This is a genomic window from Chryseobacterium sp. 27AL, assembly GCF_057815395.1.
The window spans coordinates 20825-41448 of sequence record NZ_JBYRIW010000015.1 but is presented as its reverse complement, the minus strand read 5'-3'; the positions used below and the strand labels follow the sequence as shown (position 1 = coordinate 41448).

Sequence of the window (20624 nt, the reverse complement as noted above, 5' to 3'; positions counted from 1 at the left end):
GATTAGGCACAAAAATTTATGAATTATTTTTTAACGTATACAGTTTATGTTCTCATTCTGTCTGTACTGATGGGAGTTTCAACCTGGAAACTGTTTAAAAAGCTGGGGTATAATCCTTTATTTGCTTTTATCCCTTTTTACAATTATTTTATTGTTTTAAAGGAAACCAAACATCCGAAATGGTGGGCGATTTTGTCTTATTTACCAATCGTAGGGCCAATCATGATGTCTGTTTTTCATTTATATTTAATGAAGAAATTCGGTAAGACTTTATTTAAGGATAAGCTTCTTACGATACTTCTTCCTTTTATTTACATGGCAACGGTGAATTACAGTAAAGATGTTGAGCTGGAAGATGAAAATGATTTATTTCTCACAGATGAAGAAAAAAATGCAAAAAAGAAAGACTCTTTCGTTGGTTCGGTTACTTTTGCCGTAGTTTTTGCAACCATTATCCACGTATTTGTAACACAACCTTTCGGAATTCCGACAGGATCTATGGAAAGAACTTTACTCGTTGGAGATTTTCTTTTCGTAAATAAATGGAGCTACGGATACAGACTTCCGATGCGGCCTCTTGCAATACCTTTCCTTCAGGGAACAATTATGGATACCGGTGAAAAAGGTAACCCTAAAGATGATCCGAAATCTTATGTAGATGGGGTAAAATTGCCTTATGAAAGGATTTTTCAATTCAATAAACCTCAAAGACATGACATAGTCGTTTTCAATTATCCTCAGGATTCTGTACATACGGCGATCGACAGAAAAGATCCTTACGTAAAAAGATGTGTAGCGGTAGCTGGTGATGTTTTCGAAATGAGAGCCGGGAGACTGTATGTGAACGGAAAGCCTGAAACTATTTTGGGTGATCAGGAGATTCAGCATTCTTATTACGTGGAGACAGGAAGCGAGCTTGATATTAAAGACCTCTTTAAAAAATTAGAATACATTTCAATTGCTCAATTAGATAATTCTGTACCTGGTTTTGAAGAAACTGCAAAAAAATATGGTATTAATCCTGCAAATACAGTGTATGTGATGCAGCTTACGGACAAGAGGTTAAAAGCTATTAAGAATCTTCCTCAAGTTATATCTGTTCATGAAGATGTGATGGAAAGAGGATATGCAGCTGTGAGATATAGGGATGCAATGAGAACAAAAATAGATACTACACAATCTATTTATCCTATCAACAAACCGTGGAATCAGGATTGGTACGGTCCTTTAAGAATTCCTAAAAAAGGTGATGTAGTTACCTTAAATCAAGAAACGCTCCCAGAATATCAGTGGATTATCTCTGAATATGAGCATAATAGTTTAGAAAATAAAAATGGTAAAATTTTTATTAACGGTAAAGAAACCAATCAATATACCATCAAACAGGATTATTATATGATGGTTGGTGATAACAGAGATGCATCCTTAGATGCAAGATTCTTTGGTGTTGTCCCTGAGGAAAATATTGTAGGAAAACCGATGTTTACATGGATGAGTATTGAAGGAGCCTTTAATGATTCAGGCGCGTCTTTTCAAGCAGACGGATGGAGAATTCGCTGGGACAGAATGTTTAAAGCAACAAATACCGGTGAAGCCAACAAAACTTCTTATTGGTGGATCGCTGCCATGATTCTTATTTTATTCTTCGGCTGGGAATATTTTGTGAAATTATTTAAGAAGAAAAAGACAGACGACGATTAATAGCTATTTTGTCAAAGTTGAAATCTTTGACAAAGTTTAAAAGTCAACTAAAAAATTAATAAATAGAATGGAGTATTTGAGAGAATACTTCATTTTTGCAATATAAATATGAAGAACATACTACTGCCGGTATTTTATTTACCGCCGATTTCATGGTTTTCAGTGTTTCTGAATTCTGAGAACGAAATTTTATTTGAACAGTTTGAAAACTTTCCGAAGCAGACGTATAGAAACAGGGCGAATATATATGGGGCAAACGGAAAATTATCTTTAATCATTCCTATTTCGCACAACGGAAAGAGAGAACTTAAAAATATTGAAATCTCTTATTGTGAAGACTGGAGAAGCCTCCATTGGAAATCAATCAAAACCGCCTATCAAAGTTCTCCGTATTTTGAATTTTACGAAGATAAGCTCAGAAAAATCTTTGAAATAAAAGAACAGAATTTACTGAACTTTAATCTTAAAGCACTTGAAATTATTCAGCAGATTCTCAAAACTGAAAAGGCATGGTCTTTGAATACAGAATACATCAAAAATCCACAGGAGATCAGTTTCAGAGAAAAATTTTCAGCAAAAAATCCTTCCGAATTTGAAATGGAAGAATATTATCAGACATTTTCTGATAAGCTTGGTTTTTTAGAAGATCTGTCTATTTTAGATCTTATTTGTAACAAAGGGCCTGAATCTCTGACTTATATTAAAAATATTAAACAATCATACTGACATGAAAAAGGTATTATTAGCCGCTGTTTTTTTAGTGGGATTCGGCTTCTCGCATGCACAGGAAGCTAAAGCGGGCACCGATCCGATGAAAGATAAAGATCTTATGACCTGGTATCATAAGGATTTCGCAGCAACGAAAGTATACGGAGTTAATACTGAAAACGCTTATAAATTTTTAGAGTCTAAAGGTTTAAAACCTAAAACGGTTGTTGTGGGTGTTTTAGACAGTGGCGTTCAGGTAGATCACCCGGGATTGGCTAAAAATATTTGGACAAATCCTAATGAAGTTCCGGGAAATGGTAAGGATGACGACGGAAACGGATATATCGACGATGTTCACGGATGGAATTTCATTGGTGGGAAAAACGGAGATATTGATATCGACAATATGGAAGTGACACGCGTTGTTGCTAAATATAAACCTGTTTTTGAAGGCGATGATTCTACAAAAAACAAAGCCAATCAGGCTAAGATGCCGGAGGAGTTTGCAATGTACATGAAATCTAAAGAGATTTTTAATAAGAAAAGTGTTGAGGCAAGACAGGGCTTCCAGACTTATAGCATGATTAATGATGCGATTCCGACAATGGTAAGGTTGTTAAATGGGAAATCTCTTACTCCTGAGAATATTGCTTCATTAAAACCTGCGGATCAGAAAGAAGCTATAGCACTTCAAGCTTTAAAACAAGCTAGCCAAAGTCCAGAATTTAAAGATAAATCTTCTGCGGATTTTGAAAAGGCAATAACAAAAGAGATGAAAGAAGCTCTAGATTATTATGGCCCTCAGGAAAAGCAATATAATCTTGATTATGATCCAAGAAAAGAAATTGTAGGAGACAATTACGATGATTATTCAGACAGGAATTATGGAAATAATCACTATGAGGGACCTGACGCAAAGCACGGAACTCATGTTTCTGGTCTTATAGCAGGAGTTCTTCAAGAAAAAGGAAGTCAGTATGGTGTAGCTTCAAGAGTGGCTAAAATAATGTCTGTAAGGACAGTTCCTAATGGGGACGAAAGAGATAAAGATGTTGCCAATGCAATCAGATATGCGGTAGATAATGGAGCTAAAATTTTAAACATGAGCTTTGGAAAGCCTGTTTCACCTGGGAAAAATGTAGTTTGGGATGCATTCAGATATGCTCAAGATAAGGGTGTTCTTTTGGTAAAAGCTGCGGGTAATGAAAATGAAGACGTTGCTGAACATTTAGCTTATCCTACAAATTTTAAAAATATAACAGATGAGACTCCGTTTGTAAATAATGTTTTGGTAGTAGGTGCCAGTACAAATAAAAATGATGCATTAAGAGCAAGTTTCTCTAATTTCAATAAAAAAATGGTAAATGTTTTTGCTCCAGGTGAGGAAATTTATTCTACAATTCCTAAAAATCAATATGATTATATGGATGGAACTTCCATGGCATCTCCTATTGCAACAGGAGTATCGGCTATTTTACTTGCATATATGCCTAACTTAACACCATCTCAAATTATTGAATCTTTAGTAAAATCGAGTAATACTAGTAAAGTAAATCAGTTTAATGAACTGTCTCAATCTGGAGGTGTCATTGATGCTAAAAAAGCTGCAGAATATGCTTATGTTAATTTTTACAATGGTAAAAATGTTAATGTAATTAATTCTAAAAAGAAAGTGAAAAACGTTAAAAAATAGTTAATAGATTATTTTTTTTGTTTTCTTAGTAAATTTTATATATTTTAGAACTGTATTTAAAAAAATAATATGAAAAAAAACAAATTATCAAAGCTCAAAACTTTAACAAGAGATGAACTAAAAAAATTATCAGGTGGACAAGGAGGTTGCACTGGAGGTTACTACACTATGGAGTATGTAAATTACGGTGATGATACATCTCCAGGAAGTAGTCTTGATACAGGAGGTGAAGACGATGGAAAATGGGTTTTAACGTACCATCCACGAGTTTGTTAAAAATTACAAAGAATTAGAAGTCCGAAATTTTCGGACTTTTTTTTGTTTATATCTTTCATTTTTGGCACAGTTTTTTATAATTTTATTCTAACAAAAAATAATAAACTACAAAATGAAAAAGTTACTATTTGCAGGGATGTTAGGAGCATCACTTTTTGCAGTGTCTTGTTCCGGAGTGAAAAACGCAAAAGCAGCCCAAAATCAAAGATCAGAATTCCTTAAAATGAAAGGTGACTGGCAGATTGTCAGTATCAATTATGATAAACAGTTCAAAGTAAAACCATTTGATGACGGTGTCGATGCACAGTGTTTCGTAGGAAGTCACTGGAGACTGATTCCTAACAACTGGACAGGGGCATATACTGTAAACGGCGGCGGAACTTGCGGAGCTGGATTTACGCAGCCTATCAAAGTAGATGTAGTAAGTGGAAATACTTTTAATTTCAAAAAAATTGCTGACGGTACAAAAGCAAAACAGAATACGGCTGGCTACACCCTTACCCTCACCAATCAAACAACCGACCAGTTTTCATTAGAGCAAAACATTCCTTTCGACGGAGAAAATGTAAGAGTTGTTTACAACTTTGAAAGAACCGGAATGAAATAATTAACATAAAAATAAATACAATGAAGTTTACAAAAACATATATAGGAGGCTTATTCTTATCATCAGCTTTGTTGCTGACAAGCTGTGAAGCAGTACAGAATTCAAATCACCAACAGAGAGGTACAGCAGTTGGGGTCGCATCAGGAGCTGTAATCGGGGGAATCCTTGGGAATAATGTTGGAAAAGGAGGAAACGGAGCAATAGGCGCTGTTTTAGGTGGTGTTATTGGCGGTGTTGCCGGTAATGTAATCGGTTCTAAAATGGATAAACAAGCGAGAGAAATTAAAGAAACCCTACCTGGTGCCGAAGTAGAAAGAGTAGGTGACGGTATTAAAATTACTTTAAATGAAAGTATCGTTAATTTCGATTTTGATTCTTCTGCCCTTACCAGCACTGCTAAAGCCAATCTTGATAAATTATCGCAGGTTCTTGTAAATAACCCTGATACAAATATTAATATTTACGGACACACCGATAGTAAAGGATCAGATTCATACAATATGTCATTGTCTGAGAGAAGAGCAAATTCTGTAAAATCGTATCTCGTAGGAAAGGGAATTGCTTCCAGCAGACTGTTTGCAAAAGGTGAAGGAGAAAGCATGCCGGTCGCTACTAATGATACTGACGCAGGCAGAGCAAAAAACAGAAGAGTGGAATTTGCCATCACTGCTAACGAGAAAATGATTAATGACGCTCAGAACGGGCAATAATTATTAACATATAAATATTTTCTTAATAACCGCATTTGCGGTTATTTTTGTATTTTTATGGTGATATTCTTTAAAATCATTATTTTTGCATTAGAAATACATAAATGAAGAAATATTTAAAACTGCTCCGTGTAGAGCAATGGGTAAAAAACCTGTTTGTTTTTGTTCCATTATTTTTCTCCGGCAATATCAAAAATGTCGATTTACTTACTAAAAGTATTTTCGCTTTTGTCATTTTCTCTCTGGCAGCCAGCATCGTTTATATTCTGAATGATTATAACGATATCGAGGCAGACAGACAACATCCCGAAAAAAGAAGACGGCCTCTGGCGAGCGGGGCAATCTCAAAATCTCAGGCAATAAGTATTTTTATAGGATTAATTGCTGCAGATATTGCATTGGTCTTTTTTGCACAGGCTTATTTTCACGAGAATTTATGGAAATTTGCGATCATTGTAGGATCTTATTTTTTAATGAATCTTGCCTATACCTTCAGATTAAAACACGTTCCTATCATTGATATCTTTATTATCGCCTTGGGATTTGTCCTAAGGGTGTTGGCAGGAGGTTATATCACAGGAATCAGTATTTCGCAATGGGCAATATTACTGACTTTCGTTCTTGCTTTAGTGCTTGCTGTCGGAAAAAGGAGAGGAGAGCTCATTAATGCCCAGGTTTCCGGAAAAACAAGGAAGGCTTTGGATGGCTATAATGTTCAGTTTGCCGATATTACGCTTTCCATTTCTGTTACGCTTGCCATTATCTGTTATTTAATGTTTACGCTGTCTCCGGAAGTTCAGGCAAAATTCCATCAGCGGGTTTTTTACACAGTTATCTTTGTCGTGTTCGCCTTTTTGCGGTATTTACAACAAACGCTGGTATACAACAGGACAGAATCTCCTACCAAGATTGTATATCGTGACAGATATATTCAGGTTACTTTAGTACTGTGGTTGGCTGCATTTTTAATTCAAATTTATTTTAAGAAATGAAGCCGAATTTTATACAGAAAGTAACCAATTGGGGAAATTATCCGGTGGTTGAGAAGGAAATGAAATCTGAAGACAGCTTCCAAAAGATAAAGGAATTCGTACTTAATAATAATGAAGTTATAGCAAGAGGCAACGGAAGATGTTACGGCGATGCTTCCTTGGGTGAGCATATATTTTCAACAAAAAAATTAAATAAATTCATCAGCTTTGACCGCCTGAATGGTATCATTGAATGCGAATCCGGTGTTCTGCTTTCCGATGTTCTGGAAATAGCTGTCCCGCAGGGATATTTTCTTTATGTAACACCAGGAACCAAGTTTGTTTCCGTAGGTGGTGCGATTGCTTCGGACGTTCATGGTAAAAATCATCATTCGGAAGGATGTTTTTCCGAATATGTGATTGATTTTAAACTAATGATCGAAAATGGAGATATCATTACCTGTTCAAGAGATGAAAATTCAGATAAATTCTGGACAACGATAGGAGGAATGGGCCTTACAGGCATTATCCTTAGCGCTAAATTTAAGCTGAAAAATATTCAGTCTGCATACATCCGCCAGGAAAGTATAAAGGCAGAAAACCTTGATGAAATTTTCAGATTATTTGAAGAAAGTGAAAAGTGGACTTATACTGTTGCATGGATCGATTGTCTGCAGAAAGGTAAAAATATAGGAAGAAGTATTTTAATGAGAGGGGAACATGCTTTTCAACATGAACTGCCACAAAATTTGAAAGATAAACCTTTACGACTGAAGAAAAAGTTTGAGCCTACAGTACCATTCTATTTTCCGGGATTTGTATTAAATGCTTTCACCGTAAGGATTTTCAATTATTTTTACTTTAAAAAGCAGTCCAAAAAAGAAGTGAAAAACTTTATTGACTATGAAACCTTCTTTTATCCTCTGGATTTTGTAAAAGACTGGAATAAAATCTACGGCAAATCCGGGTTTATCCAGTATCAGATGATGATCCCGAAAGAATCAGGAAAAGAAGGAATGAAAAAGATATTGGAAACCATTGCCAATAGTGGAAACGGATCTTTTCTTGCCGTTTTAAAACTTTACGGAAAAGAAAATCCGCAGGCATATAATTCCTTTCCTTTTGAAGGATATTCGCTGGCCCTGGATTTTAAAGTTAATTCTAAATTAAAAAAGCTTATTGAACGATTAGACGATATTGTGGAGGAATATAATGGGAAAATTTATCTTACCAAAGACAGTATGAGCAGGTCATCACTTACCAATTATCTCAAAAATGTTCAGAGTTCAAAATTTGTGTCTTTGCAGCACAAAAGAATCATAAATAATATCTAACGAATGATTGTTTTAGGAAGCACATCGGAAGTAGCACAGGCTTTTGTGGAAGAAGCTTTGAAAGAGGGAGAAAGATTTGAAAAAATTTATCTTATCACTTCAAATACAGAGACAACCGAGAGATTTGCAAGGCATATTGACGTGAAATTTCTTCAGCAGGCTGAAGTGATTGAAATGGATCTTTTGAAAGATCCGGATTACAGTAAATTTGAAAATATCAATTCCAATCTTTTATTTTGTGCCGTAGGATATTTAGGAGAAGACACAGAACAAGGTCTGTATGATCATAAGAATACGGAAAAAATAATTGACATCAATTATGCCAAGCTTATTCCGGTAATGACTTATTTTGCACAGAAATTTGAAAACAGAAGATCAGGAACTATTATTGGCCTTTCGTCTGTAGCGGGAGATCGCGGTAGGCAAAGTAATTTTATTTATGGCAGTGCAAAGGCGGCTTTTACGGCCTATCTGAGCGGTTTGAGAAATTATCTCTCCGATAAAAAAGTTCATGTCATTACGGTTAAACCGGGATTTATGGCCACCAAAATGACAGAAGGCCTGCCTTTGAATCCGAAACTTACGGCAACACCTGCGCAGGCGGCTGAATGTATTTTTAAGGCTTATCAAAAAAAGAAAAATATAGTATACGTACTGCCGCTTTGGAGATTAATAATGTTAATTATCAGAAATATTCCGGAGTTTATATTTAAAAATTTAAAGCTGTAAATGTTTATATTGAATGAATATTTAGTGATTATAAAAATATCTTTACGACATTTACGTTAAGATAAATTAAACGAAATTCCAATGAAGAAATTGTATTGTTTTGATTTTGACGGGACTTTGACCTATAAAGATACGATGTTTATGTATCTTAAATTTTATGATCCCGTGAAATTCAGATTACAGTTTTTAAAGCATATTCCGCTTTTCGTTTTATTAAAATTAAAACTTGCTGAAACCGAAAAAGTAAAGAAAAGTTTTATTGGCTCCATTCTTAAAGGTCAGACTCAAGAAAAAATAGAGAAAAAGTCCAGGCTGTTTTTTGAGCAGCATTATCCTAAAATTATAAGGGAAAATGCATTGGATTTTATTCAGAATATCGATCGTGAAAATACACAGAGTCTTTTAGTAACCGCTTCTCTTGATATATGGGCAAAACCATTTGCTGAAGCATTCCAAATGCAGCTTGTGGCAACAAAAGCAGAATTTAGAAATGGTCTTTTTACAGGTAATTTTATAGGGAGAAACTGCAACGGCCAGGAAAAATTAGAAAGAATAAAAACAGAAATTATCAATCAGAAATACGATAAAATCATTGCTTTTGGTGATACTTCAGGAGATAAGCCAATGCTTAAATGGGCAAATGAAGGACATTATCAATTTTTTCACTAATTTTGGGTACTGAAAATCAAGTAACCTAATTGATATTTAAGGTTAAAATCTGCTGTGTTACTATTTTTCAGTATAAACTGTTTCCGTAGAAATAAATCTTCAAAGTAAAATGAATAAAATATACTTAGATAACGCTGCTACAACCCCTCTTTCAGAAGAAGTTATCGATGCAATGGTAGAAACCATGAAAATGAATTTTGGAAATCCGTCTTCAACACACAGTTTTGGACAGGAAGCAAAAATTCTTATCGAAAATGTAAGAAGACAGGTCGCAGATTATCTGCACGTTACTCCCGCTGAAATCATTTTCACATCTTGCGGTACGGAATCTAATAATATGATCATTAAATCTGCTGTTGAACATCTTGGAGTACAGAGGATTATCAGTTCGCCTCTTGAACATAAATGTGTTTCCGAAAGTATTCTTGACATGAAAAACAGAAAGGGAGTAGAAGTAAATTATATACGCCCTAACGAAAAAGGAGATATCGATCTTGCAAAGCTGGAACAACTGCTGAAAGCATCAGATAAAAAAATATTGGTAAGTTTAATGCATGCCAACAATGAAATTGGTAATATCACAGATATTAAAAAAGTTGCAGAACTTTGTAAGGCGAATGGCGCAATCTTTCATTCGGACACGGTACAGACTATGGCTCATATGGAGCTGGATTTCTCTGATATTCAGGTAGATTTTGCATCTTGTAGTGCCCATAAATTCCACGGTCCTAAAGGGATTGGTTTTGCATTTATCAGAAAATCAAGCGGATTAAAAGGAATTATTACCGGAGGTCCACAGGAAAGAAGCTTACGTGCAGGAACGGAAAATGTAGCCGGAATCGTTGGTTTAGGTAAAGCACTGGAACTTTCGCTGAACCATCTGGAAGAATATGCAGCTCATATGCAGAATATTAAAGCCTATACTGTGGAAAAGCTTGCTGAAGCAGTTCCGGGAATTAAATTTAACGGAAGAAGCTCAGAAAGAGAAGGTAGTCTTTATACCGTTCTAAGTGCTTTATTACCTTATAAAAATCCTTTAATTGGTCTTCAGCTGGATATGAAAGGAATTGCAATTTCACAGGGAAGTGCGTGTTCTTCGGGAGCATCAAAACCTTCAATGGTAATGATGATGGTTTTATCAGAAGATGAAATGGAACATTGTACCCCTTTGCGTATTTCGTTCAGCCATTTGACTACTAAGAAAGATATTGACGCATTAGCGGAGGCTTTACAGGAAATTTCTAAAGATTTTGTTATAGAAAATACAAATGTTGAGCATAGATAACTCTATCATCAAAATGGCGTAATTTTGGTGTCTTATTAAGGATAATAGGTTTAGAAATAATATTAATTAAAATAAAAGAAACAAAATGGCTTTAGAAATTACAGACAGCTCATTTCAGGAAACGGTTTTAAAATCAGATAAGCCGGTATTGGTAGACTTTTGGGCAGTATGGTGTGGGCCTTGCAGAACGTTGGGACCAATCATCGAAGAAGTTGCAACAGATTTTGAAGGAAAAGCAGTAGTTGGAAAAGTAGATGTAGACAACAATCAGGATATTTCTATGCAATATGGGATCAGAAATATTCCTACGGTTCTTATTTTTAAGAATGGTGAGGTTGTTGACAAATTAGTAGGAGTAGCTCCAAAGCACGTAATTGCTGAAAAATTAAGCGCACACTTATAAAATAATAAGTTTGATAATGAACGCCTTCCACTTTTGGGAGGCTTTTTTTTGAGAAATAATTTGCAGGGAAGGAAAAAAGTTGTAGTTTTGCAATCACAAAAAAGAAACAAAGTTCTTTAAATAAATTTGATCCGGTAGTTCAGTTGGTTAGAATGCCGCCCTGTCACGGCGGAGGTCGCGGGTTCGAGTCCCGTCCGGATCGCAACTACTAATCAAAGTAGTCAAAATACTGTAAAATACTTATTTTACAGTATTTTTTTTTGGAATATGCGTATTAATTTTAGGTTAAAATATTTTGTGGCACTAGTAATTTATATTTTGAATAAAAATTAACGTATGCTATTAAAAATATTAATAATAATTATTATCTTCGCCTGATAATAAAACCACCAATTGTTGAAATAATGAAAAAGATACTTTAGGTTTATTTGTGTATGGGGAATCTTTTTAAAATCAGGGAGTTAAGATGTATACCCAAGTGGTCGGTTTTTCTTATTGATGTTTCAGTCATTTTTTTTTCAATTTTAGTTTCATATTTTCTTCTGAATAGTCTGGAGGTAAAACTCAACTTTACTAAGTATCAAAAGGAAAAGATATTTTCAGTGGTGCTTATTAATATTCTATGTATTGTTCTGTTCAAAACTTATGCAGGAATTATCAGGCACTCTACTTTTTTTGACTTTTTTAAAATTGTATGGTCTTCAGGCAGTGCTCTTATTGTCTTGCTTGGACTGAATTTTATGTCAGAACTGATATTGGGCAAACCCGTATTTTTATATTCTGTTCTTTTTTTATTTTTCTTTGTCTCCATTTTTCTGATGTTTTTTTTCAGAATGGCAATCAAAAAGCTTTTCGGTGTCTTAATAGATTCTAAGGATACTCTATCCAAAGCTAGAATTGCTATTGTAGGAGTAGAGGATACTTCCGTGTCATTAGCAAAGGCTATTATTCACAATCCCGATCATCCCTATCAGCTGGCAGGATTTCTCACTGCAAGATCAGATTCTAAAAAAGCAAGGTTGCTTGGCCATAAAATTTATAATAAAAAGCAATTTCTTAAGAGTGATTCTCTGAAAGAACAATTTGATGCGGTTTTAATCAAAGATGTGATGACAAAGCAAGAGATAGAAGAATGGACTAGCTTTGCATTGGATAAAGGATTGAAAGTATTAAAAGTACCCGTAACCAATATCATAAAAGAGGATGATAAGGTGAGAAGTATCCGTCCTCTTCAGATTGAAGATTTACTGAATCGTCCGACAATTAAAATTTTGGATTTAGCGGAAAGAATGATCAAATTATCAGGATATACTCCAGGTATCGATATTAAAATTGATTTTATTGGGTTAAGACCTGATGAGAAACTATATGAAGAACTTTTACCGGATAATTCTACAACTATTCCTACCCATCATGAGAAAATTATGATATCCAGAGATCCATTGATGACGTTTGAAGATATAGATATTTTGTGCTCGCAAATTATTCTTTCAGCAATGAATAAAGATAGTTACAGATTGTGAGAATATTAAAAATAATTGTGCCGGAATTTAAAAGCAATAACTCTGAATTTGAAATTCTTGACAAGATATCTAAACATGAAGCATATGAATGAAAATTAAAGAATAAAATACATGAAAAACTGATATAAAATAATAATTTTGCTATTAATTCCAAACGGAATGAAAATTGCTAGAGAGAATTGATTTAAATATAAAGATTAAATACCACTCACATTCGTAAACTTTTTATAAATATAGAATACTTATGTGGTTAGTTTTCTTCCTATTAGGTATCTTAAATTAAATTTAGTTCAGATAGATTTACGATAATCGTTTATAAAAAAATAGAAAATGAAAATAGCAGTCGTAGGAACAGGATATGTAGGTTTGTCTAATGCCATCTTATTGGCCCAACATAATGAAGTTGTAGCTTTAGATATTGTTCAGGAGAGAGTAGAATTGCTTAATTCTAAAAAATCTCCTATAGAGGATGAAGAGATCAGTACATTTTTAAGTACGAAACATCTTAATTTTAAAGCTACTTTAGATAGAAAGGAAGCTTATGATAAAGCTGAATATATTATTGTTGCCACACCAACAGATTATAATCCTACAACAAATTATTTCGATACAAGCAGTGTTGAAAATGTAATAAATGAAATTGCAGAATATAATTCTGAAGCTGTAATTATTATTAAATCTACGGTTCCGGTGGGTTATACTGTAGAGTTAAAAAGCAGAATAAATATAAATAATGTGGTGTTTTCTCCTGAATTTTTAAGAGAAGGCAAAGCCCTGTATGATAATTTATATCCTTCGAGAATTATTGTCGGGGAGCAGAGCGAGCGAGCGAGGATTTTTGCAGAATTACTGAAAGAAGGTGCCATAAAAAAAGATATTCCGGTTTTATTTACAAATCCTACAGAAGCAGAGGCAATTAAATTGTTTTCAAATACCTACTTAGCATTGCGTGTGGCTTATTTCAACGAATTAGACAGCTATGCTCAGATTCATGAACTGGAAACCCGCCAGATTATAGAAGGTGTTGGACTGGACCCAAGAATTGGTTCACATTATAATAATCCGTCTTTTGGATACGGAGGATACTGCCTGCCTAAAGATACCAAACAGCTTTTGGCAAATTATAACGCTGTTCCCAATAATATTATCCAGGCAATTGTAGATGCCAACAGGACCCGTAAGGACTTTATAGCAGATTCTGTACTTGCCAGAAAACCAAAAAAGGTAGGTGTTTACCGCCTGATCATGAAAGCAGGCTCCGACAATTTCAGAGCATCTGCCATACAGGGAGTAATGAAAAGGATTAAAGCTAAGGGAGTAGAAGTGGAAGTGTTTGAGCCGGCCCTTAATGAAGAGTCTTTTTTCGGTTCCAGAGTAGTAAAAGATTTAGAACTTTTCAAGAAAGAATGCGATGTCATTATTTCTAATCGTAATGCATCGGAACTTGCTGATGTACAGGAAAAAGTATATACGAGGGATCTATTTGGTAATGATTAGTAAATTTTATAAGGAATATATTTTTAATAAATCCAATTATTACTTAGTGATAATTTAATCATCTATTTTCTAAATCCTCCAATAATATAAAATGAAATTATTTGTAAAATCTGTAAGCGGGATCATTTGGGCTTCTATAAATTCATTAGGAGTTCAGGTTATTAATCTCATTATTCAAATAGCTTTAGCCAGAATTTTAGATCCTAAGATTTTTGGTATAATGGCTTTATTACAAATATTTTTTATTGTTGGAATTTATTTAATGGAAGGAGGGATGAATTCATCATTGATTAGAATGAAGGAACCTAAGAATGATGATTTTTCAACTGTTTTTTTTACTAATCTTGTTTTTAGTTTAGCTATTTATTTAGTTGTTTTTTGTATTTCACCCTTTATAGCGGAATTTTATGGAATTGCAGAGTTGGATTTATTAATCAAGATTTTTGCCATTTCATTTGTAATAAGATCATTTGCCTCTGTCCAAGCTGCATTTTTAATTAGATCCATGAAATTCAAGAAGCTTACATTTATAGAATTACCATCATTATTGGTAAGTGGTGTGAGTGGAATATTTTTTGCAATAAATGGTTATGGAATATGGAGTTTAGTATATATGAACATTATTCAATCTTTAGTGTATACGTTCATGTATTGGATTACTTCTAGTTGGAGACCTGATTTTGTTTTTAAAAAGGATTTATTTAGATATCACTTTGATTTTGGATTTAAAATCTCTATAACTAATGTTTTTAATGCGTTATTTGATAATATTTATAACATTATAATAGGGAAATTCTATTCAATTTCTCAATTAAGTTTTTATAATAGAGCAGAACAATTTCAGTTATTACCAGGTCGGATTTTATCTTCTACCTTAGAAAAAGTGACCTATCCAATGTTTGCCGAACTTCAAGATAAAGAAAAAGAGTTATTGTATTCTTATAGAACTCTTTTGGTGATGATTTTTTATTGGCTTTCACCTATTATGATTCTTATAAGTATTGCAGCAAAACCTATTTTTAGATTCTTACTAACTGATAAATGGGATCTTATGATTCCTTTTTTTCAAATCTTATTAATTGCAGGTATCTTCAACCCTATGCAGCGGTTCAATTTAAATATACTTCGTATTAAAAATAAGCCGGGTATGATTTTAAGATTAAACTTTGTTAAACGTATTATTTTTGCTTTAGCTATTGTACTTACTTTTAGATTTGGTTTGGATGTTATGGTGTGGGCTCAATCCATATCATATGTTATTTCTTTTTTAATTATCGAATACTATGTAGGTAAGGAAATTAATTATTCATTATTGGCATTTATAAAAGATATTATGCCAACAATGATTCTTATTTCTTGTTGGTCAATAATAGCTTTCTGCATTTATTTATATACTCTAAACGAAAATTCTAATATTTTATATGTTGGGATATTTCTAATACTTCTTTTTATGACTTATATATTGTCCTCCTATATCTTTAAGAATCACATATTCTTTGAAACAAAAAAATTAGTACTAAAATTTATTAAAAGATGAGAATTCTAAAAATAGTAAATAGCAAAGATAGTGGAGGTGTTTTTAATTGTGAAAGACAATTTATTAAGGAATTCCAAAAGCAGGGAGTCCATGTTGACCTTGTAATATTAGGAGAGGGAGATAATAAACACAAATACATAAGTTTTGTAGGAAAGGAAAATACTATTTGTATTTCTGAAATAGATAGTTATAAAAGTGGAAGTATTTATAATAGAGTTATAGATGTTTTTTCTTCTAGAAAAGAAGGTAAACAACGGAAAATAAGTGTAATCGATTATTTTAAAAACAATAGTTATGAGGCTGTTATTTTCAGGAGACAGTATTACAATTTTATGGCAAATGAAATTGGTAAATATTTTAAAGTACCAGTTTATTGGCATATTCCTGGAGTAATTAAAAGTAAATTTTTAAAGGCCATATATACAATATTGCTGAAATATTTAAAAATAATACCTGTAGCTAATAGTAAATATACACAATCCACTTTAGGCTCAATTTGTAAATATGTGGTATATCCAGGCTTCGATGAACAGCGCACATCTTCATTAAAAGATGAAAGAACATTTAGAAATAAATATGGAATACCAAATGAGGCTTGTGTTTTTGGTGTTGCGGCAAGAATATATCCTGGAAAAGCGCAACATCTTGTAATTGATTCATTTTTAAATAGTAATATAAATGAAAACAATTATCTTATAATAGCAGGAAAGATTGTTGATAAAAATTATTGGGATTCTATAACTTCTAAATATGAACAATCGTTTAATAAAAATATAATATATATAGGAGAAATAGATAATGTTAAAGATTTCTATGCATCAATCGATGTTTTAATCAATGGTGGACAAGAAGCAGAAGCATTTGGGATTAGTGTAGCAGAAGGCATTGGTTCCTCAAAACCTGTAATGGCTTATGGTTTAGGTGGTCCTCTTGAAATGATAGATCATGGAGTAAATGGCTGGATTGTAAAAAATCCGACAATTGAAGACTATATAGATACTTTTAGACAAAGTAATAAACCCATATTAGAATTACAAAAAATGGGTGAGAAAAGTAAAGAAAAGTCTAGGGAATTTACTGTTGAAAATAATGTCCAAAGGTTTATAAAGATAATACAGAATGAATATAGCAAGCATAAATAAAAAGTCTATTAATAGCTTTTATATTGTATATCTTTTATTTGGAATACAGCTTATTAGCTTTGTTCCCACATATTTGAATGCTAGCGCTCAAATATTTCTCTGGCTTGCAAACATTATTAGTTTTGCTTTATCGTTAATTATAATTCTTACATCATTAGATAGAATTCCCAAGTCTAAAAAAGTAAGTATTCCATTACTGATATTTCTTATTCTTTACAGTTTAAGGATGATGTATGACTTGTTTATAAATAGAATTTATACTAATACTTTTCCAAATCCCACAAGTTACTTAATTTATCTATATGGCTTATGTCTGTTACCTGCACTTGCAATTTTTTATATGAAACAAGTAAACTATGATTGGGTTTTAAAATGGTCTTATACTCTCTTAGCTATAATTATTTTACTTTCATTAGCAAATAATTTAATATTTGGGAATATAATAGCGGATGAAGATGTTGGTGAAACTAGTTTACGTGCTGGGGCAAATAAAACAATAGGTGCTCTTGCATTTGGACATTTGGGAGTTTCCTTTTCTATTTTATCGTTTTACAGATATATGTATCAAAAAAAAAGTAAACTTTTTCTTTCTGGTATTGCACTTGGAATTATAGTAATATTTATGTCAGGGAGTAGAAGTCCATTAATATCACTATTCATTTCTGTTTATATTCTTATTGCTGTTAGAAAAGGATTTTTTAAGATAGCCTTTATAACCGGTTTAGTAGTTTTACCTCTTGTCGCTTTTTGGGATAATATTATTAATTTTTTTTCTACAGTTGATAATAAATTAATATATAGATTAGTTGATGCTATTAAAAATAAAAAATATTCTGGTAGAGATATTTTGTATGAACAAGTCATTAAGCAAATTAATAACTCCCCTTTCTTTGGAGATGCATTTCTAGTTACGGAAGGAAAAATGAAAGGATTTTATCCGCATAATATCATTTTAGAGAGCTTAATGGTTACTGGAGTTTTTGGTACAATATTTCTATTTATATGGATATATAATATTTTCAAGAAAGGTTTTATAGTATTAAAAGACAATCAGAAACATGGATGGATCTTTTTACTCTTCCTTCAGTTTTTTGCTTTTGGTTTATTTTCTAAGTCTTTTTATACAAATCAAAATTTGTGGTATTATTCGTTTTTGTTATTAAATTATTATTGGGTGTATGAAAACAATAAAAGTAAAAAAAATAGTATTACTCAGCTTACTTAATTTTTGTGCTAGCATACTAAATGCACAATCGAATACTATTTATTTTTTTAAAAATAGATATAATGCTGAAGTACAGAATTTTTTAGAAAGTAGGAAGTATAAAAGTGTCGAATTGATTACTAATTCGAGTATTGTGGACAATAAGGGTAAAGTAAATGAGGCTGTTGTTAAAAATAATCTTGCTAAAATTCTAAAAAGTAAGCCAGACTTACTTATCATAGACTGGGAAAAAGAAGATTTTTGGAATTTAAAAAAGAAAGTAGAAACCAATGAGTTTATAAATGCTGAAGCTGAATTTATAAAGTTAATAGATTTTATAAAACGTTTATATCCTTCTCAAAAGTTAGGTATTTATGGGTTACCATTCAAAGTTTTTATCAATATAAATGCAGCATATAATGAGAAAAATAAATTTGATAGAATATTAAGTAAGGTTGATGTTATATGTCCTTCGATGTATTTTGATTTTTTAGATATAGAAAAGGGAAGGTCAAATAACTATCAGTATTTGAAAAACCAACTGAATGTTTCTTTGGATTATGGACTACGTCTAAATAAACCAGTGATTCCATTTATATGGGAGGTTGTACATCCTAATAATAAAAAATATGGAGGGGGATTAATTCCTAAACAAGAATTTGAAGAAAAGATAAATTATATTAAGAAGTTTCAGTATAAAGACCGAAGAATTAGTGGACTTATATGGTGGGCTCCGGGTAATGTGCCAAAAGCGTACAATATCGAATCAAAATCAGAGAAGAATAATCGTAATAATGCAAATTCGAATAGAAATATAATAACAAAAGAATATGTTGAGCTATTAGATTAATTAGTAATTAAATAATCAACATTATTGAAATTAATCTATTCCTAAATATTTATGTTCAATGTTCGAGAAAAACCTTACAAATTACAGTAATAAAATTAGCAACTCTTCGTTAGAGCTGCAGTTTAATTCAATTTATCCATAATGATACTTCATATTACGAACGATTTTAATTTAACTAAAGTACATAAAGAATTGTACTCAAATTTAGATAAATTAAATATTAAACAAAAGATCTTTATACCATTAAGAAACAATAAACAGATAGGAAATAATCATTTTGATAATCAATCTTCTGAATTTGTTTATTCTAAAAAAATAAACCTGCTTCATAGAGTATTGTTTCCCTATAAGATTTTATATCTATATAAAAGCTTATTAAAGAAAATAAACGTAAAAGAAATTGAATTAACGCATGCAACGACATTGTTTAGCGATGGAGCCATAGCTTTGAAGCTATATAAAGCCCATAAAGTACCATATATCGTCGCTGTAAGAAATACTGATATCAATTTTTATTTCCATAAAAGAAAAGAATTAATTCCAATAGGTTTAGACATTTTAAAAAATGCTAAAAAAATAGTGTTTATAAGTGAGTCCAATAAAAATGCTTTTTTAGCCTTAAGACCAATACAGAAAATTAAGGATGATATATTACAAAAAATTATTGTCATCAATAATGGGATTAATGAGTTTTGGCTCAATAGGAAGAAAAACTATAATCCTATTGAAAATAAGTATGATTTTTTATTCATTGGCAGATTTGATAAAAATAAGAATACTGAAACTTTAATTGAAGCTTTATCAGAAGTAAGAGAAAATAAAAAAATTCCTATACACCTGCATCTGGTTGGTGGCACGGGAGCCAGGCATCAAAATGTAATGGATAAAGTAAAATTATCAGACTGGATTATTTATCATGGGGAGATTTTTGATAATAAGAATCTTGAAAATATTTTTAATTCAGTTGACTATTTTTCAATGATTTCACATACTGAAACATTCGGCTTAGTCTTTATTGAGGCACTAAGTCAGGGGAAACCACTTTTATACACAAAAGGGCAGGGAGTAGATGAAATGTTCCCTTTTGAAATAGGAGAGAAGGTAGATTCAAATAGCATCACAAACGTAGTAAAACAAATAGAAAAACTTATCAATAGTCGATATGATGCTATTAATACTATCGATTTTGATAGATTTTTTTGGCCTACCATTGCTGAAAAATATAAACAACTATATAAAGAATTGCAATGAGAAAGTGTTATTTCTTCTTATTATATATTTTGAGATTACCTCTTAATTATATTAAAAATAATAATATTCATTCGACAACTAGAATTTCTAATAATAGTAAAATTTCAAATTCTAAAATTGGTAAATGTTGCTATATAGCATGTAATACAGTAATGAATAATGCCGATATAGGAAATTATTGCTCAATTGCTGCCGGTGTTCAAATTGGAGGAATGGAGCATGCTTTTTGGTGGCACTCTACTTCAACTTTTTTGAGCAACAAAGCAATATCCAACAAAAAAACCAATATAGGTAATGATGTTTGGATTGCTGCAGGATCAATAATAAAACAAGGAGTTACAATTGGAGATGGCTCTGTAATAGGAGCAATGTCTTTTGTAAATAAAGATGTCCCTCCAAATACCATAGTTTTCGGAAATCCAGCAAAGGTATTTAAAGAAAGAATGAATCCTGAATTATTCAAAAAGCTGCAAGAATCTAAGTTTTGGCTCGAAGATCCAAATGAAGCAAAAAAACTACTAGAAAATATATAAC

The 20624-nt window shown here is 32.2% G+C and carries 20 protein-coding genes, 1 tRNA gene and 1 pseudogene; 21 read left to right on the top strand and 1 reads right to left on the bottom strand.

Features of this window, described 5'->3' with window-relative positions:
* Positions 1-18: 18 nt before the first annotated feature.
* From lepB to AC3WV0_RS15990, 13 genes are all read left to right on the top strand, one after another.
* Positions 19-1701: a signal peptidase I gene (lepB, locus tag AC3WV0_RS16050; protein ID WP_488847093.1), complete on the top strand. Its 1683-nt coding sequence runs from the start codon at positions 19-21 to the stop codon at positions 1699-1701.
* A 108-nt stretch (positions 1702-1809) separates the two neighbouring features.
* The gene (locus tag AC3WV0_RS16045) at positions 1810-2427 is read left to right on the top strand and encodes a WbqC family protein (RefSeq protein WP_488847092.1); all 618 of its coding nucleotides are present in this window, start codon (positions 1810-1812) and stop codon (positions 2425-2427) included.
* Position 2428: 1 nt separating this feature from the next.
* Positions 2429-4102: a S8 family serine peptidase gene (locus AC3WV0_RS16040; RefSeq protein ID WP_488847091.1), complete on the top strand. Its 1674-nt coding sequence runs from the start codon at positions 2429-2431 to the stop codon at positions 4100-4102.
* Between the two features lie 69 nt (positions 4103-4171).
* Positions 4172-4378, top strand: coding sequence for a hypothetical protein (locus AC3WV0_RS16035; RefSeq protein WP_488847090.1), 207 nt, complete (start codon positions 4172-4174; stop codon positions 4376-4378).
* A gap of 112 nt (positions 4379-4490) precedes the next feature.
* Complete coding sequence (locus AC3WV0_RS16030; protein WP_488847089.1) at positions 4491-4985, top strand: hypothetical protein; 495 nt, start codon at positions 4491-4493, stop codon at positions 4983-4985.
* A 20-nt stretch (positions 4986-5005) separates the two neighbouring features.
* A complete protein-coding gene (locus AC3WV0_RS16025; protein ID WP_089999592.1) occupies positions 5006-5695 on the top strand; it encodes a YiaD family glycine zipper/OmpA-like lipoprotein in 690 nt (229 codons plus the stop codon).
* Between the two features lie 104 nt (positions 5696-5799).
* The gene (locus tag AC3WV0_RS16020) at positions 5800-6687 is read left to right on the top strand and encodes a decaprenyl-phosphate phosphoribosyltransferase (RefSeq protein WP_488847088.1); all 888 of its coding nucleotides are present in this window, start codon (positions 5800-5802) and stop codon (positions 6685-6687) included.
* Positions 6684-8000, top strand: a complete 1317-nt coding sequence (locus tag AC3WV0_RS16015; RefSeq protein WP_488847087.1) for an FAD-binding oxidoreductase — start codon at positions 6684-6686, stop codon at positions 7998-8000. Before AC3WV0_RS16020 ends, AC3WV0_RS16015 begins: the two co-directional genes overlap by 4 nt.
* A 3-nt stretch (positions 8001-8003) precedes the next feature.
* Entirely contained in the window at positions 8004-8729 is a 726-nt protein-coding gene (locus AC3WV0_RS16010; RefSeq protein WP_488847086.1) for an SDR family NAD(P)-dependent oxidoreductase, read from the top strand.
* An 81-nt stretch (positions 8730-8810) separates the two neighbouring features.
* The gene (locus tag AC3WV0_RS16005; protein ID WP_488847085.1) at positions 8811-9398 is read left to right on the top strand and encodes an HAD family hydrolase; all 588 of its coding nucleotides are present in this window, start codon (positions 8811-8813) and stop codon (positions 9396-9398) included.
* Positions 9399-9507: 109 nt separating this feature from the next.
* A complete protein-coding gene (locus AC3WV0_RS16000) occupies positions 9508-10683 on the top strand; it encodes a cysteine desulfurase family protein (protein WP_488847084.1) in 1176 nt (391 codons plus the stop codon).
* Between the two features lie 85 nt (positions 10684-10768).
* Complete coding sequence (gene trxA, locus AC3WV0_RS15995; protein ID WP_089999586.1) at positions 10769-11086, top strand: thioredoxin; 318 nt, start codon at positions 10769-10771, stop codon at positions 11084-11086.
* 128 nt (positions 11087-11214) lie between these two features.
* Positions 11215-11288: transfer RNA gene (locus tag AC3WV0_RS15990), tRNA-Asp, on the top strand.
* A 441-nt stretch (positions 11289-11729) separates the two neighbouring features.
* Here the strand turns inward: AC3WV0_RS15990 and AC3WV0_RS15985 are convergent.
* Entirely contained in the window at positions 11730-11897 is a 168-nt protein-coding gene (locus AC3WV0_RS15985) for a hypothetical protein (RefSeq protein WP_488847083.1), read from the bottom strand.
* A 451-nt stretch (positions 11898-12348) separates the two neighbouring features.
* On the opposite strand from AC3WV0_RS15985, the pseudogene AC3WV0_RS15980 reads away from it, so the two are divergent.
* From AC3WV0_RS15980 to AC3WV0_RS15945, 8 genes and pseudogenes are all read left to right on the top strand, one after another.
* Positions 12349-12701 (top strand): annotated as a pseudogene (locus AC3WV0_RS15980) (polysaccharide biosynthesis protein); the annotation flags it as partial.
* Positions 12702-12939: 238 nt separating this feature from the next.
* A complete protein-coding gene (locus AC3WV0_RS15975) occupies positions 12940-14106 on the top strand; it encodes a nucleotide sugar dehydrogenase (protein WP_488847082.1) in 1167 nt (388 codons plus the stop codon).
* A gap of 91 nt (positions 14107-14197) precedes the next feature.
* A complete protein-coding gene (locus AC3WV0_RS15970; RefSeq protein WP_488847081.1) occupies positions 14198-15643 on the top strand; it encodes a lipopolysaccharide biosynthesis protein in 1446 nt (481 codons plus the stop codon).
* Entirely contained in the window at positions 15640-16785 is a 1146-nt protein-coding gene (locus AC3WV0_RS15965; protein WP_488847080.1) for a glycosyltransferase family 4 protein, read from the top strand. Before AC3WV0_RS15970 ends, AC3WV0_RS15965 begins: the two co-directional genes overlap by 4 nt.
* On the top strand, positions 16763-18010 hold the full coding sequence (locus AC3WV0_RS15960; RefSeq protein WP_488847079.1) for an O-antigen ligase family protein: 1248 nt from the start codon (positions 16763-16765) through the stop codon (positions 18008-18010). The genes AC3WV0_RS15965 and AC3WV0_RS15960 overlap by 23 nt, the downstream gene beginning before the upstream one ends.
* Positions 17964-18839, top strand: coding sequence for a hypothetical protein (locus AC3WV0_RS15955; RefSeq protein WP_488847078.1), 876 nt, complete (start codon positions 17964-17966; stop codon positions 18837-18839). Before AC3WV0_RS15960 ends, AC3WV0_RS15955 begins: the two co-directional genes overlap by 47 nt.
* 141 nt (positions 18840-18980) lie before the next feature.
* Positions 18981-20090 (top strand): glycosyltransferase family 4 protein, encoded by a 1110-nt coding sequence (locus tag AC3WV0_RS15950; RefSeq protein ID WP_488847077.1) that lies wholly within the window; start codon positions 18981-18983, stop codon positions 20088-20090.
* Complete coding sequence (locus AC3WV0_RS15945; protein ID WP_052198471.1) at positions 20087-20623, top strand: CatB-related O-acetyltransferase; 537 nt, start codon at positions 20087-20089, stop codon at positions 20621-20623. Before AC3WV0_RS15950 ends, AC3WV0_RS15945 begins: the two co-directional genes overlap by 4 nt.
* Position 20624: the final 1 nt, after the last annotated feature.

Bases quoted from the DNA above. Each gene is read 5' to 3' on its own strand.
- lepB (WP_488847093.1), top strand. From the start codon at position 19: ATGAATTATTTTTTAACGTATACAGTTTATGTTCTCATTCTGTCTGTA.
- AC3WV0_RS16045 (WP_488847092.1), top strand. From the start codon at position 1,810: ATGAAGAACATACTACTGCCGGTATTTTATTTACCGCCGATTTCATGG.
- AC3WV0_RS16040 (WP_488847091.1), top strand. From the start codon at position 2,429: ATGAAAAAGGTATTATTAGCCGCTGTTTTTTTAGTGGGATTCGGCTTC.
- AC3WV0_RS16035 (WP_488847090.1), top strand. From the start codon at position 4,172: ATGAAAAAAAACAAATTATCAAAGCTCAAAACTTTAACAAGAGATGAA.
- AC3WV0_RS16030 (WP_488847089.1), top strand. From the start codon at position 4,491: ATGAAAAAGTTACTATTTGCAGGGATGTTAGGAGCATCACTTTTTGCA.
- AC3WV0_RS16025 (WP_089999592.1), top strand. From the start codon at position 5,006: ATGAAGTTTACAAAAACATATATAGGAGGCTTATTCTTATCATCAGCT.
- AC3WV0_RS16020 (WP_488847088.1), top strand. From the start codon at position 5,800: ATGAAGAAATATTTAAAACTGCTCCGTGTAGAGCAATGGGTAAAAAAC.
- AC3WV0_RS16015 (WP_488847087.1), top strand. From the start codon at position 6,684: ATGAAGCCGAATTTTATACAGAAAGTAACCAATTGGGGAAATTATCCG.
- AC3WV0_RS16010 (WP_488847086.1), top strand. From the start codon at position 8,004: ATGATTGTTTTAGGAAGCACATCGGAAGTAGCACAGGCTTTTGTGGAA.
- AC3WV0_RS16005 (WP_488847085.1), top strand. From the start codon at position 8,811: ATGAAGAAATTGTATTGTTTTGATTTTGACGGGACTTTGACCTATAAA.
- AC3WV0_RS16000 (WP_488847084.1), top strand. From the start codon at position 9,508: ATGAATAAAATATACTTAGATAACGCTGCTACAACCCCTCTTTCAGAA.
- trxA (WP_089999586.1), top strand. From the start codon at position 10,769: ATGGCTTTAGAAATTACAGACAGCTCATTTCAGGAAACGGTTTTAAAA.
- AC3WV0_RS15985 (WP_488847083.1), bottom strand. From the start codon at position 11,897: ATGGAGACAAAGAAAAATAAAAAAAGAACAGAATATAAAAATACGGGT.
- AC3WV0_RS15975 (WP_488847082.1), top strand. From the start codon at position 12,940: ATGAAAATAGCAGTCGTAGGAACAGGATATGTAGGTTTGTCTAATGCC.
- AC3WV0_RS15970 (WP_488847081.1), top strand. From the start codon at position 14,198: ATGAAATTATTTGTAAAATCTGTAAGCGGGATCATTTGGGCTTCTATA.
- AC3WV0_RS15965 (WP_488847080.1), top strand. From the start codon at position 15,640: ATGAGAATTCTAAAAATAGTAAATAGCAAAGATAGTGGAGGTGTTTTT.
- AC3WV0_RS15960 (WP_488847079.1), top strand. From the start codon at position 16,763: ATGAATATAGCAAGCATAAATAAAAAGTCTATTAATAGCTTTTATATT.
- AC3WV0_RS15955 (WP_488847078.1), top strand. From the start codon at position 17,964: ATGAAAACAATAAAAGTAAAAAAAATAGTATTACTCAGCTTACTTAAT.
- AC3WV0_RS15950 (WP_488847077.1), top strand. From the start codon at position 18,981: ATGATACTTCATATTACGAACGATTTTAATTTAACTAAAGTACATAAA.
- AC3WV0_RS15945 (WP_052198471.1), top strand. From the start codon at position 20,087: ATGAGAAAGTGTTATTTCTTCTTATTATATATTTTGAGATTACCTCTT.